The 13990-nt window shown below is 36.4% G+C and carries 14 protein-coding genes; 13 read left to right on the forward strand and 1 reads right to left on the reverse strand.

The window, feature by feature from the left end; translation table 11 throughout:
* The first annotated feature begins 57 nt into the window (after window positions 1–57).
* The 7 genes from ACOV1Q_RS11250 (at window position 58) to ACOV1Q_RS11280 (ending at window position 6983) form a co-directional block, all read left to right on the forward strand.
* A complete protein-coding gene (locus ACOV1Q_RS11250; protein WP_424494494.1) occupies window positions 58–1146 on the forward strand; it encodes a glycosyltransferase family 9 protein in 1089 nt (362 codons plus the stop codon).
* Between the two features lie 4 nt (window positions 1147–1150).
* Window positions 1151–1831, forward strand: a complete 681-nt coding sequence (locus ACOV1Q_RS11255; RefSeq protein WP_424494495.1) for a phosphocholine cytidylyltransferase family protein — start codon at window positions 1151–1153, stop codon at window positions 1829–1831.
* Between the two features lies 1 nt (window position 1832).
* On the forward strand, window positions 1833–2873 hold the full coding sequence (locus ACOV1Q_RS11260) for a CDP-glycerol glycerophosphotransferase family protein (RefSeq protein ID WP_424494496.1): 1041 nt from the start codon (window positions 1833–1835) through the stop codon (window positions 2871–2873).
* Window positions 2874–3054: 181 nt separating this feature from the next.
* Window positions 3055–4044, forward strand: a complete 990-nt coding sequence (locus ACOV1Q_RS11265; protein ID WP_424494497.1) for a Stealth CR1 domain-containing protein — start codon at window positions 3055–3057, stop codon at window positions 4042–4044.
* A 142-nt stretch (window positions 4045–4186) separates the two neighbouring features.
* On the forward strand, window positions 4187–5473 hold the full coding sequence (locus tag ACOV1Q_RS11270) for a UDP-N-acetylglucosamine 1-carboxyvinyltransferase (protein ID WP_424494498.1): 1287 nt from the start codon (window positions 4187–4189) through the stop codon (window positions 5471–5473).
* A gap of 15 nt (window positions 5474–5488) precedes the next feature.
* Window positions 5489–6349 (forward strand): UDP-N-acetylmuramate dehydrogenase, encoded by an 861-nt coding sequence (gene murB / locus ACOV1Q_RS11275; RefSeq protein ID WP_424494499.1) that lies wholly within the window; start codon window positions 5489–5491, stop codon window positions 6347–6349.
* Between the two features lie 43 nt (window positions 6350–6392).
* Window positions 6393–6983 (forward strand): YrbL family protein, encoded by a 591-nt coding sequence (locus ACOV1Q_RS11280; RefSeq protein WP_424494500.1) that lies wholly within the window; start codon window positions 6393–6395, stop codon window positions 6981–6983.
* Between the two features lie 146 nt (window positions 6984–7129).
* On the opposite strand, the gene ACOV1Q_RS11285 is transcribed toward ACOV1Q_RS11280, so the two are convergent.
* A complete protein-coding gene (locus tag ACOV1Q_RS11285; protein WP_424494501.1) occupies window positions 7130–7891 on the reverse strand; it encodes a lipopolysaccharide kinase InaA family protein in 762 nt (253 codons plus the stop codon).
* Between the two features lie 172 nt (window positions 7892–8063).
* Between ACOV1Q_RS11285 and ACOV1Q_RS11290 the strand changes: the two genes are divergently transcribed.
* The 6 genes from ACOV1Q_RS11290 (at window position 8064) to ACOV1Q_RS11315 (ending at window position 13864) form a co-directional block, all read left to right on the forward strand.
* Complete coding sequence (locus ACOV1Q_RS11290; RefSeq protein ID WP_424494502.1) at window positions 8064–9218, forward strand: glycosyltransferase family 4 protein; 1155 nt, start codon at window positions 8064–8066, stop codon at window positions 9216–9218.
* Window positions 9215–10144 carry a polysaccharide pyruvyl transferase family protein gene (locus ACOV1Q_RS11295; protein ID WP_424494503.1) on the forward strand — a complete coding sequence of 310 codons (930 nt, stop codon included), beginning with the start codon at window positions 9215–9217 and terminating at the stop codon, window positions 10142–10144. The genes ACOV1Q_RS11290 and ACOV1Q_RS11295 overlap by 4 nt, the downstream gene beginning before the upstream one ends.
* Window positions 10141–10701, forward strand: coding sequence for an L-threonylcarbamoyladenylate synthase (locus ACOV1Q_RS11300; RefSeq protein WP_424494504.1), 561 nt, complete (start codon window positions 10141–10143; stop codon window positions 10699–10701). The genes ACOV1Q_RS11295 and ACOV1Q_RS11300 overlap by 4 nt, the downstream gene beginning before the upstream one ends.
* 124 nt (window positions 10702–10825) lie before the next feature.
* Window positions 10826–12250, forward strand: a complete 1425-nt coding sequence (locus ACOV1Q_RS11305; RefSeq protein ID WP_424494505.1) for a CCA tRNA nucleotidyltransferase — start codon at window positions 10826–10828, stop codon at window positions 12248–12250.
* A 39-nt stretch (window positions 12251–12289) separates the two neighbouring features.
* On the forward strand, window positions 12290–13303 hold the full coding sequence (locus tag ACOV1Q_RS11310) for a COX15/CtaA family protein (protein ID WP_424494506.1): 1014 nt from the start codon (window positions 12290–12292) through the stop codon (window positions 13301–13303).
* 51 nt (window positions 13304–13354) lie between these two features.
* On the forward strand, window positions 13355–13864 hold the full coding sequence (locus ACOV1Q_RS11315) for an IS1096 element passenger TnpR family protein (protein ID WP_424494507.1): 510 nt from the start codon (window positions 13355–13357) through the stop codon (window positions 13862–13864).
* The last annotated feature ends 126 nt before the right edge of the window (window positions 13865–13990 follow it).

The following is a 13990-nucleotide window of genomic DNA, read 5'->3' on the forward strand; positions in this document are numbered from 1 at the left end:
CGTATTTATACAGGATATCTTTGAACAGCCAATTTTTAATTTTTAATTCTCCCTCTTTTGAAGGTACTTATTATACAGCAAAAAATGATTGGGGATGTACTCACCTCCTCCATTTTGTTTGAGGCTTTAAAAGAGAAGTATCCGGCATTTGAACTTCACTATCTTATCAATACCCATACGTTACCCGTTGTAGAGCACAATCCTTTCATAGACAGGATCATTTTATTCGATCCCTCAATTCATGGGAAACCTGCCGGAATGTTACCTTTGTTAAAGAAAATAAAGAAGCAGAAGTATGATATTGTCATTGATGTTTATGCTAAAATAAGCACAGCGATGATCACTGCCTTTTCAGGAGCTAAGCAAAGAATTTCCTACTATAAAAAATATACTTCGGGAGCATATACTCACAAATATGAGTTAGCATCAAAAGTGAAAACCCATGCTGGATTAGCAATTGAGAATCGTATGCTTTTATTACAAGCCATTTCACCAGATTTCCCCTTAGCTTTAAAACCGAAGATATATCTCACAAGAAGTGAAAAAACAGAAGCAGAACGCCAGTTAAAAAATGCCGGTATTTCAAGAAATCAACCTCTTTTCATGATAAATGTTTTAGGAAGTTCTCCTGAAAAAACTTATCCACTGAAGTATATGACCCAGATCCTCAATCGGATTGTGGAAGAAATGCCAAATGCACAGCTTCTATTCAATTATATGCCCAGCCAGGAAAGAGAAGCAAAAAAGCTATATATCCTCTGTCCCGAAGAGGTACAAAAGCATATTTTTTATGACGTTTATGAAAAAAACTTACGAAATTTTATATCTATTTCTTCCCTATGTGATGCCGTTATTGGAAATGAAGGAGGCGGAAATAATATCGCAAAAGCTTTAAATATTCCCACTTTTTCAATCTTTTCTCCCTGGATCAAGAAAGAGGCATGGAGCACATATGAAGTTGGGACGGTAAGCACATCTGTACACCTTGCAGATCATAGGCCAGAAATTCTCCAAAACCTGTCAAAAAAAGAGATAGTAAAAAAAAGTACTGAATTTTATGAACTGCTGGAACCAGACCTTATCTTAGCTTCTCTTAGCAAATTTTTAAAAGAAATAACCGCCGCCGGGAAAACCGGCACAAAATAACTTTATGAAGATCATTATTTTAGCAGCAGGCATTGGTTCACGACTTGGCAATCCCTTTCCTAAACCTTTAACCCCGTTAAAAGGCGGCCAAAGTATCATGGAGCGGCAAATTCAGAATGTTTCCCAACATTTCAATGAACATGATATTACTGTAGTAGTAGGTTTTAAAAAAGATCTTATAATGGAACGATTCCCAGATCTCTCCTACATTTACAACCAATTTTTTGATGCTACTAACACCGCGAAAAGTTTGTTAAAAGCTTTAAAAAAATATAGAGATGAGGATGTGCTATGGCTTAACGGAGATGTTATTTTTGATGCCGAACTTTTTACTGAGCTCAAAGAGGAGATCAACAAAAACAATTCTTTTATTTCTGTAAACACTTCTCGGGTAGCTGAAGAAGAAGTGAAATACACTCTCAAAAATGGGTATATTGATCAGCTTTCAAAAGAGGTCAAAAATGGGTTGGGAGAAGCGGTAGGAATTAACTTTATTTCTAGAAAAGATATTTCGCTTTTCATTGATCAACTGGAAAATTGCGACGACAATGACTACTTCGAAAGAGGGATTGAAATGGCTATAGATAAAAGCGATTTAAAGGTAAAGCCGCTGGACATTTCCCGCTATCGCTGTATGGAAGTAGATTTTAAAGAAGACCTGGAGGCAGCCAACAAAATGTTTTAATATGAAGTTTACTTTGTTCTGCCAAAACGCTTATGCATTTGGCATTTTAGAACCTATAATGCAGGTCCTGAAAGAAAAAGATTACCAATATATATGGTTTTTGACGTCAAATCTGGCGGACAAATTTCCTTATCTGCAAGAACCGCACACTTTTGATATTGAAGAACTGACAATTTTTAAGAGCGACGCCATTTTATGCCCCGGAAATGAGGTGCCGCATTATTTGCGTGGTGTTAAAGTACAAATCTTTCACGGGTTGGCAGGAGAGAAAAAAGGGCATTTTAAAATACGACACTATTTTGATCTTTACCTTACACAAGGCCCATTTTTTACTGAAAAATTTCTTCAGCTAAAGCAGAAATATAAAGATTTTGACGTAATAGAAACAGGTTGGCCAAAACTGGATATCTACGGAAAGAAAACAGACCAATACAACGCTGCTAAAAGGGCATTACTGGAAAAACATCAGGCGTCAAAAATGATACTTTATGCCCCCACTTTTTCTCCTTCCCTCACCTCGGGCCCGTTTTTGCTAAAGGAGCTTAAAAAGTTGGCTAAGAAGAAAGATTACCTCATCTTGATAAAATTTCACGATTTAATGTCCGCGGAATTGATTCAGCAGTACAGGAAACTGGCAACCCACAATACAAATATCATTTTTGAAGAGGAGCCGAATATTGTGAAATTCCTGCTGATGGCTGATCTACTAATAAGCGACACTTCGTCTGTAGTTTATGAATTTCTGTTACTGGATAAGCCGGTGAGCACCTTCAGGAATAATTCCGAAAACATCTTGTGGAGCAACATAAAAGATGCTTCCCAACTGCAGGAGGCAGTAGAAAGAAATTTAACTAAAGATCCTTATCTGGAAGAACGAAAAGAGATTATTTCAGGCTATCATCCTTACCATGATGGCAAATCTGCCGAAAGAATGGTTCAAGCGGTGGAACAATATATTGCAGAACACGGTGTACCGGAAAATCGTCGTCTCTCCTTCCTGCGAAAGAGAAAAATAAACAGGATGTTTAAAAGAAATTCATGATATTTTAAAATTTGTTCTACTTTCTTCAAAATTCTGCGTCCTCACTCATATTTAATATTGAGGATGAAAAGAAAGCAGTAGTAAGTAAACTTTTTTTAAAAGAAGTTTTGCTCGAGATACAAACCGGAGATTTTTTTATATAAGGGATCTAAAACATAATATTTAGATTAAATTCATAACAATGACAGAACCTCAAGAAAATATCCAAGTTGATGCCGTTTTAACCTGGGTGGATGGAGATGATAAAAACTGGCAGGAAAAAATAAATTCTTACTCCGATTCTAAAATAAATTTCTCTTCTGAAAATCATCTTAAACGGTACAATTCAATTGGAGAAATTGATATTGCAATTAAGTCAATAATTAAGTTTGCTCCATTCATTAAAAACATTTTCTTAGTAACCGATAACCAATCCCCTGAATCCTTCGATTCCTTAAAGTCATTAGCTCAAGAAAAAGGTATTCACTTAGAACTGGTTGATCATAGAGTTATTTTTAATGGATATGAAGAATATTTACCCACCTTCAACTCTTCCTCTATTATTTCTATGCTATTTAGAATACCCAATTTATCTGAGCACTTTATTATTTTAAATGATGATTTTTTTATCATGAAAGAAGTATCGGTAAATGATTTCTTTATTAATGGAGAACCAATTATTAGAGGTAAATGGCAACATTTTAATGAAAATAGAACATTAAGAAAATTCTACCGTCAAGTGTTGACTTTTTTGAACATTCCTATAAAAAAGGACAAAATCAGTTTTAAGGAGCGCCAACAAAATAGCGCCAAACTGGCTGGAATGGATAATTATGTGAGACGTTTTCACACCCCGGTGAGTGTGAGAAGGTCCACTTTAACCAACTTTTTTAAAAATAATAGTTTACTTAGAGAGAACATACAGTACAGGTTTAGAAATAAGAAGCAATTTCTTCTTTCTTCCTTATCTGAGCATTTAGAAATAAAAAATGGCACTTTTCATTACCGGAAATCTTCACAATTAACATATTTCAGATCCTACAAAAATTTATGGTTGACTAAGTTAAAGTTGAAGCAATTTAAAAAAGACGAAAATAAACTGTTCATCACATTTCAAAGTTTGGATATGGCAAATGATCAAATTCTGGATTACATATTATCCTGGATAGAAAATAGATTAAGTAAAAGTTAAGATGTTTCTGATCATAAAATAAGAAACAAAATTTTGTACCTGGAAAACTCGAGCATTTTAATATCTACTGATTTTTTTCAGCTGTTTAAGTAATTAAAAACAGCTTTAGTAATTGGTTAATTTCTAAAAATTTAAAATTTAAATGGAAAATCTTACTGCAATAATAAAAGGAAAACAAGTGCCCCAGGGAAAAGTTAAGGTGAGTGGTGCAAAGAACTCCGCTACCCGGCTATTAGCTGCATCCCTTATTGCGGATGAGGAGGTAAGACTTGAAAATTTTCCAACTGAACTTGTGGATGCAAACCACAAGTTCGATTTTATAAGAGCATGTGGTGGACGGGTAGAGGTAAATAGAGAAGAAGAAACTGTTCTTGTTGATTCTACTCTTTTGGAAGACAAGCTACTGCCTGATTACAACTATCCAATCCGAACTACTTATCTATTAGTACCTGGTTTGCTAAAAAAATCAGGTAATGCAAAAATATCTTACCCTGGAGGTTGCAAGATTGGTGATAGGGGGTATGATCTTCATATAATGGTTTGGGAACGGTTGGGTGCAAAAGTTGTCGAAAAACAAAACTTCATTGAAGTTAGTGCCAAAGATGGTTTAAAAGCAGGGGAAATTGATTTTCCTATCACAACAATCGGTGGGACTGAAAGTGCATTGATTTGTTCTTCAATAGCTGAAGGAACCACAATAATTAAAAATGCCTATATATCGCCAGAGGTTGAAGACCTTATTAAATTTCTGAGAACTCTTGGAGTAAAGATTAAAGTGATTGGAAATAGCTTTGTAGAGGTTACGGGAAAAGATTATTTGCAAGGTTCCATATTTCAGGTGATGCCCGATAGGATCGAAGCCCTTACCTGGATTGTGTATGGAGCCTTGTCTAAAGGAGACATCACTATAGAAGATGTCCCTTTTAGTACTATGGAGATACCACTTCGGCACCTCCAGGAAGCAGGAATTGATTTTTATAGAAATAGCAGGAATATACATATTTCACCCAATTGTTTATTAAACGGAGCTATACAACCGTTCGAATTAGCCACAGGAACTCATCCTGGTATTATATCTGATATGCAGCCATTTTATGTCCTTTTAGGATTACATGCAGATGGAATTAGTAGAATATTTGATTACAGGTACCCGAAAAGATTGAAATATTGTGAGGAATTAATTAAAATGTACCCAGGCAAAATTGATTGGGAAACAGGTAAGATTACTACTAAAGGCAGCAAAGATATGGTGCCAAGCAGTTCAACGGTCATTTCTACAGATTTAAGAGGAAGCATGGCCTTGGTGTTAGGAGCTTTACTCGCCGAAGGTGAATCTACCATTAAGAAGGTTGAAATGGCTCTTAGAGGTTACAATAATCTTCAAAAAAAATTGCAAAAATTAGGAGTGGAAATAAATATTGAGGATTAATCCAAAGAACAATCAATGAGAATCACTAATGATCAGGACCTCAAATTGTATAACAGTTATAGAGTAGCATCACGATGTAGAAGAGCATTTTTCCCTGAAACCGAAGAAGATTTTGTGACAATTTACAGGGATTATTCAGATAGAAAAAAAGTTATCTTGGGAGGAGGTTTTAATGTAATTCTGTCGAAACCGTTTTATGAAGAAGATTTCATTTTATTGGGTCCGGCCTTTTCCAAATCCAACTTTATTGATGAAAAAATCATTGAAGCGGAAGCTGGATTAGATATGAAATCCCTGAGCGAACTGGCACAAGCTAATTCTCTTATGGGCCTAGAAATGTTTTATGACATACCCAGTTCTTTAGGAGGGGCTGTTGTAATGAATGCAGGAGCCAGTGGTATTGAAATAAAGGATGTACTTGTAAAAGTGCGCTATTTAGATCTGGAAGATTTACAGATAAAAGAAATTTTGAATGCACAAATTGGGTTCGAATACCGCAATAGCTTTTTTCAGCAAAATTTAGATAAAATTATCCTTAAAGCATGGTTGCATTTAAAAAAAGGAGATCCTACTCAAATTCAACAGGACATGGAGAGGATCAAAGAAAGCCGATGGGCAAAACAACCAAAAGATTTTCCAAACGCCGGTAGTGTATTTAAGAGGCCTAAGGGATATTATGTTGGAACTATGATAGAAGAACTGGGTCTTAAAGGCTTATCAGTGGGTGGCGCACAAGTCTCTGAAAAACATGCAGGGTTTATTGTTAATAAGGGCAACGCTTCTGGAGAGGATATTCTGGAATTAATAAGTGTTATTCAGGAAAAAGTCTGGGAAAATTATCAAGTCAAATTAGAGGTGGAACAACGAATAATTTGAGATTTAGAATTTTGATGAGGTCAATTATACATCTAATATTGTAATGATTCAAATTGAAGAAAAACACTATATCGGAAAAGGAAAGTTACAAAAATGTTTTGTTCATCCTGATAACGATAAAATTTGTTTAAAAGTAAATATAGATCAAAAAAATCCTCGTGTTAATAGAGAGATTTTTTACTATAAAAAAATTCAAAAGAAATTTGAAATTCCTTTTATTGCAAAATACTATGGTGAGAAACCCACAAACCTAGGTGTTGCTTCTATGTATGAATTAATTAGAGATGAAACAACGAATAATATTTCTTTAAGTCTTTATGACTATTTAAAAATGGATGATTCTCCTTTCTCTGATGAATTATTTATTTCTGAATTGGAAAAGTTAAAGAGAAAGATGATTGAGCATAAGATATTTGCCAGTGATTTAAACGGTTCAAATATTTGCTGTAAGATATTAAAAAACAACTCTATAGAATTAATAATAGTTGATGGTGTTGGACATCGAGATTTCATTCCTTTAGTAGAATGGTTCCATTTTCTTGCAAAAAGAAAAATAAATAAGATATTCTTGAAGAAGAAATTATACTCGATGGATGAACACAGGACCTGGTTAAGGAGAAAATATTCAATTTAAGAACATATAAACGAATTTTTGCATTTAAATCCATGGAAGGGAGATCATAATCAGAATGTACAATAACACTTTGTTTGGGGAAAACAGACAACTATTCTTGAAATGCGGAGAAAAATGAATAGAATATTTTAGAACCTGCAGCGAAACTACTTCGCTTTCCAGAATTTCAATTTCTTTTTCAGTCTTTTCTTCCGCTTAAACTTTTCCTGGAAATTCTTCGTGTAAAACCACATTTTTTGAAAGACTTCTTCTTCAGGTTTGTTGATAAGCTTTGCATATTCAGAAGCCATTACTTTTACCATCTCCTTTTTGGGAGTAAGCCGCGAAAAGTTCTTCATTCGGGCTTCAAAATCGAGCGGTTTAAAGTTCATGCGGTTCAAATCGACCAGAAAGAACTTGTAGTCCCCATCGTTCAGCTGAATCAATGTATTTCCCGGCGAATGGTCCAAAAACTCAATGTTTTTCTCATGAAGCTCATGTGTAAACCTTGTGAAAGCCCTCAGGATCTTCTCATGATTGGGCAAATTTGGTTCATTCACAAGTTCCCGAAAGGTAAGATCACAGTCTTGCTGCCTGCTTACATAAAAGCTTTTTAAAAATACTATTTTTGACTTCTCTTCAAAATAAGCAATGGGCGCTGGGGTTCCTATACCGAGGGAAATAAGAAGTTGTGCATATTCAAAGGAGCGTTGTGCTTTAGACTTTCTAAAATGACGATAAGCAATTTTATTAACGGCGTTCGGGATTTTAAAAGATTTGATATTGATCTTTTCCCCCTCTAAATTGAAAATTTTAATGACATTTCGGGCTGGGCTTCCAAGTACTTCTCCATCCTCCTTAAAGTTTTTTATATAATACCTGATTTGTTCTTCAGATTGATTGTAAACATCAGAAAAGACTGCTTTCATACCGTAAAATTACAATAAACCATGGGAACTTAGGCTACCTGAGAAAATATGCTGCAAAAAAATTACCTTTGCATAAGAAATTTTGAAGGCCATTTTGAATACATTACTAGCAACAATATTCTTCAAATTTGCCTTTGAAAAAACCCTTTGAATTCCATGACATCAGCAGAAAATGAGCAGACAAAAACAAGAAAAAAATAAAAATGAATCTCTAAACGTGCTCCACCTTTCTGCAGTTAAGAATTGGGGAGGCGGTGGAAATCAAATTGAAAATCTCTGCTATGAATTATCGAAAACAAATCCCGAGGTAAAAAATTTAATCGTAATTGGAGCAAATGGTCGGTTTGAAGAAAGATTAAAGGATAGTGATTTTAATTATTGTACTATACCGCTTAAGTTTAAGATAGATCCACGAGCAGTTTATAAATTAATAAGACTCTGTAAAAAGGAAAAAATTGACCTTATTCATCTGCACGGCTCTACATCGCTAACTCTCGCTGTAATTGCTGATAAAATAAAAAAGTTACCTCCATTTATTTTTAGTAAGAAAACTTCGTTCCCAATTAAAGACAGGAAAATTACGCTATACAAGTACAATTACCCTAACATTAAAAAAATCTTATGTGTTTCTGATGCCGTAAAGAAAATTTCAGCATCCTCCATCAAAGATACATCAAAATTAAAGACCATTTATCACGGTACAAGGATTGACAATAAAGACACCAAAACTCCATTTCAGCTAAGAGAAAAGTTCAGCATTCCCAAAGCGCACAAAATTGTAGGAACCATAGGAAACCATGTAAAACCTAAAGATTTGAATACATGGATTGACACTATTGATATCATCGTCAATAAATTAGAACATAAGGGGATTACCTTTATTCAAATAGGCTCCTTTACAGGTTTTACTCCAAGTCTTAAAGAACGGATAAAGGAACTTCAATTGGAGAAACATGTGCATTTTCTCGGGTATATGAACATGGCTTCAAATTTCATGAAACAGTTCGATGTATTTCTTCTCACTTCCCAAAGTGAAGGATTGCCACAGGTAATATATGAAGCTTTTTATCATCGCACTCCCGTAGTAAGTACAGAAGTGGGAGGAGTCAACGAAATTATTACTAACGGAAAAAATGGGTTGATGGCTGCGTCCAAAGATGCCGAAAATCTTGCCAAAAATGTTATAAGAATTCTTCAGGATAAACAACTGGCAGATTCCTTTAAACAAAGAAGTTATGAAATATTAATTCCTAAATATACTTCAGAAAACATGGCTAAGGAAACTTTAGAGCAGTATCGTGAAATAATAAATTCCCTTAGGACATGAGCATGTTTAAATTTCTAAAAAGGATTGCCACCTCCCCTTCCCGTTCTGTAAATAAAGCTACTGTCTTAAAAAAGGCCGCTACAAAGAAACAATGCAACTATGATGTAGTGAACATTCACAGGATTGATTCAAAAAACGTAGGTGATTTTTACTGCGCGCCCCATCTTTACTTCAAATCCCTCCATGATAAAAAACTGGATATTTTTGACTATAAAATTCCTGACAAAAAAGTAACAGAAAACTGGATCAACACCATCTCGCACAACGCTCTTATTATTGGTGGTGGAGGAATCCTTAATCGGGGTAGCTTTCAAAAGCAAATGAAGCTTTTCGAATCCCTTTCTTATAAGAATAAGAAAATGGTTATTTGGGGCGCAGGTCATAATTCAAAAGACCGCAAGGACTTTGGAAAAATTCTTAATTACACTATAGATATAAATAGATTTGGACTGGTAGGAACCCGGGATTACAAAGCTTCAAACACTTGGGTTCCCTGTGTAAGTTGCCTGAATCCCGTTTTCAATGAGGTATATAATTCCTCTCAGGAGATTGGTGTGATATTTCACAAGAAAACTATGAAAAACAAATCTATTACTTCAAAATTCAAAGACTTCCCTACTACTTCCAATACTACAAACCTGGAGAGTTTGATTGAATTTATTGGCAATTCTGAGACTATAATAACTGATAGCTACCACGCCATGTATTGGGCTATACTACTGGAAAAAAAAGTAGTTGTTATTCCAAATTCTTCCAAGTTTTTTGATTTTAAATATCAACCTATTTTTTCCAGATTTGAAACATGTATTGAAGATGTAAAAAAAGCCAGAACTTATTCCGGAGTATTGGAGGAATGCAAGGAAATCAACCTTAAATTCGCGCAAAAAGCATTTGAATATTTAGAAATAGAAAGTCCTATAGAATGAAAGAAGAAATAGAACAGGCTGTTGACATTCTCAAAAAAGGGGGAACTATCCTCTACCCTACCGATACGGTTTGGGGGATTGGCTGTGATGCAACAAATGCCGCCGCTGTAGATAAGGTTTATGCGTTAAAAAAAAGAAGCGAGGAAAAGGCATTGATATGTCTGGTTTCTGATTATAAAATGCTCAACCAATATGTTGAGAATGTTCCTGAAGTGGCCCACGATATCCTCAAATATGCCGAAAAACCAACAACGATTATCTACGACCGGCCCATTCGTGTGGCCGACAATCTCGTAGGCCAGGATGATAGTCTTGCTATACGCGTCACAAAAGATGATTTCTGCACAAAACTTATCCGAAAGCTAAAAAGGCCCCTAGTTTCTACATCAGCGAACATTAGTGGAGAAAAAACTCCAGAATCTTTCGCTCAAATTTCCCCTGAAATTTTAAAGGGTGTGGACTATGTAGTAAATTTGCAGCACTCGAAGAAGACCTCAAAACCATCGGCCATTATAAAGTTAAGTAATGATGGTAAGGTGAAGGTAATTCGGAAGTAAAGCACAGAATTTTCGGCTAATAAAATTTGGGGTCAGTATAGATAAACCCAGGAATGCCAAAGGTTTTAAACCTTAATTTTTTTTGAAAATCTGCAGTGCCTTTCAGGCAGATAAAATAACAGAAGTGAAGAATTACAAAGAAGCCCTTACACATAGAATTTTTGAAGATATTTCCCTTTCTACCAAAGAGCTTGAGCTGGAAAGTTACGTCATTGGAGGTTTTGTGCGCGATTTTATTCTCAAACGCGGTAAAGCCAAAGATGTAGATGTGGTGGCCGTGGGCAGCGGAATTGAACTTGCCCGGCAGGTTTCAAAAAACCTTTCACACAAGCCCAAGGTGCAGGTTTTTAAGAACTATGGCACGGCTATGCTCCGCGCTTACGACATGGAAATCGAGTTTGTTGGGGCTCGAAAAGAGAGCTACCAGGAAGATAGCCGAAATCCGGTAGTCGAAAATGGCACTTTAGAGGATGATCAAAACCGAAGGGATTTCACGATCAATGCTCTGGCACTTAGCCTGAACCGTGAAACTTACGGAGACCTGCTTGATCCTTTCGACGGATTAAAAGATCTTCAGGACGGGATCATTCGCACCCCTTTAGACCCAGATATAACCTATTCTGATGATCCACTTAGAATGCTTCGGGCAATTCGTTTTGCAACCCAGTTAAACTTCAGGATTGAAAGAAGTTCCCTCGAAGCAATTACAAAAAATAAAGACAGGATAAAGATCATTTCCAGGGAACGTGTTGTGGAAGAGCTCAATAAGATGCTGCTTTCTCCAAAACCTTCAATTGGTTTTAGTTTGTTATACAAAACAGGTCTCCTAAAGCTTATTTTGCCAGAATTGACTGCACTTGCGGGAATTGATGAAATTGAAGGACAACGGCACAAAGACAATTTTTGGCACACCCTCGAGGTAGTGGACAATATTTCTGAAAATACAGAAGACCTTTGGCTTCGATGGGCTGCCCTGCTACATGATATTGGAAAGGCACCAACAAAAAAATTTGATAAAAAGATTGGCTGGACTTTCCACGGACATGAATTTGTGGGATCTAAAATGGTCTACCGCCTTTTTAAACGGCTGCGAATGCCGCTGAATGAAAAAATGAAATTTGTTCAGAAAATGGTATTAATGAGTTCCCGGCCTATAGTACTCTCTCAAGACATCGTCACAGATTCAGCCGTACGACGTCTTATTTTTGACGCAGGAGAGGATATTGAAGACCTCATGACCCTTTGCGAAGCAGATATTACTACTAAAAATCCGAAGCGTTTTAAGAAATACCACAATAATTTCAAGCTGGTTCGTGAAAAGATGAAAGAAGTGGAAGAACGTGACCATGTGAGGCAGTTTCAGCCGCCGGTTTCAGGAGAGGAGATCATGGAAACCTTCAACATTAGACCTTCGCGGGAAATTGGAATTATCAAAGAGGCCATCAAGGAAGCTATTCTTGAAGGTGAAATTGCGAATGAATATGATGCCGCAAAAGAATTTATGCTGAAAAAAGGAAAAGAAATTGGTTTAAAACCCGTCACCTCATAACTTTTATATCCCAAAAAGGACAGAAATTACATTATTTCAATGAAAGACAATAAAAAAGTAGTCTACTGGCTTTTTACCGGTTGCTTTCTAATCTTTATCATGGTCATCGTGGGCGGAATCACACGGCTCACACATTCAGGATTATCAATTTCAGATTATAAATTGATTAGCGGTACCATTCCGCCAATGAACGAGCAAGAATGGATCGCAGAATTTGAACATTATAAGCAATTTCCTGAGTATCAGAAGCTGCATTACCACTTTACCCTCGAGGACTTTAAAGATATCTACTTCTGGGAATGGATACACAGGGTGATTGGCCGCTTTATAGGAATTGTTTTCATTGTTCCTTTCGTGTATTTCCTGTTTACAAGACAGCTTTCACGATCTACCATAAAAAAGTCTTTAGTTTTGCTCTTTTTGGGTGGTTTCCAGGGATTTTTAGGATGGTACATGGTGAAAAGCGGGTTGGTAGATATTCCTGCAGTGAGCCATTACAGACTGGCGATGCATCTTACCACAGCATTCCTCACTTTTGCCTACACCCTGTGGGTGGCGCTTGATCTTATTTATCCAAAACGAAAGGAGATCAACAAAAAATTTAGAAATATCGTTCGCGCCGGACTCCTCATTCTCATTGTTCAGATTATTTGGGGAGCTTTTGTGGCCGGCCTGGATGCCGGATGGATTCACAACACCTGGCCCACCATGAATGAGGGAAAATGGATTCACGAAACGGTATTTATTGAGCAAAACCCCATGTGGAAGAATTTCGTGGAAGGCAAAAGCGGTGTGCAGTTCGTTCATCGTTATCTCGCCTATATTGTGGTTGGTTTCATATTTTATATCTGGTACAGAGCGCGAAAAATGGACCTATCTGTACTTCAGAAAAGGGGAATAAACAGCTTGTTAATCCTGGTTTTTATTCAGTTTTTGCTAGGAGTATTTACTCTGATCTTAGCCGTTCCGGTTTGGCTGGGTGTCGCTCACCAGGTGGGAGCATTTTTCCTGCTAACGGCGATGACATACACTTTGCACAGATTTAGCAGATAATCTCGATTTCTCATCTAAAACTGTATCTTTGCAATCCAAATTTTTACAACTATGCTTTACAGATTCAGAGTAATTCTTGATGCGGAAGAAGATGTGTTTCGGGATATAGAAATATTGTCTGACAGTACTTTAGAAGATTTTCACAATACAATTCTCCAGTCTTTTGGTTTTGACGGAAATGAAATGGCTTCATTTTATATTAGCGATGACGAATGGAACCAGGGCGAGGAAATTTCCCAGTTTGACATGGCCGAAGGTGGAAGCTCCATAAGGCTTATGAATGAAACTTCACTCGACGATGTAGTTTCCGAAACACAAACCAAGCTTCTTTACGTCTACGACTTTCTAAGCATGTGGACCTTCATGGTGGAACTTGCTGAAATTGCTGAACCTGAAGCCGGAATGGATTATCCCAACCTTATGTTCGTACACGGGCAGCTTCCCACCAGCGCTCCTGAAAAAGAATTTACTGCCGAAGAAGATGAGGGTCTCATAGGTTTTGATGATGATCTTGACATAGATGATTTTGACGACCTTTCTTTTGACGAAAACTGGAACTAAAGCAGAGGATCCAAAAAGGGTATTTTTCCCTCTCTTTCCTGTTCATAATTTTTCAGAATATTTCCTAAAACTCATTATCTAGTTTGCTATCATTGTGCCTGCTATTTTTGGTGCGGTTCTTTTCAG

It is taken from the genome of Salinimicrobium maris (assembly GCF_049680855.1).
Taxonomy (GTDB): Bacteria; Bacteroidota; Bacteroidia; order Flavobacteriales; family Flavobacteriaceae; genus Salinimicrobium.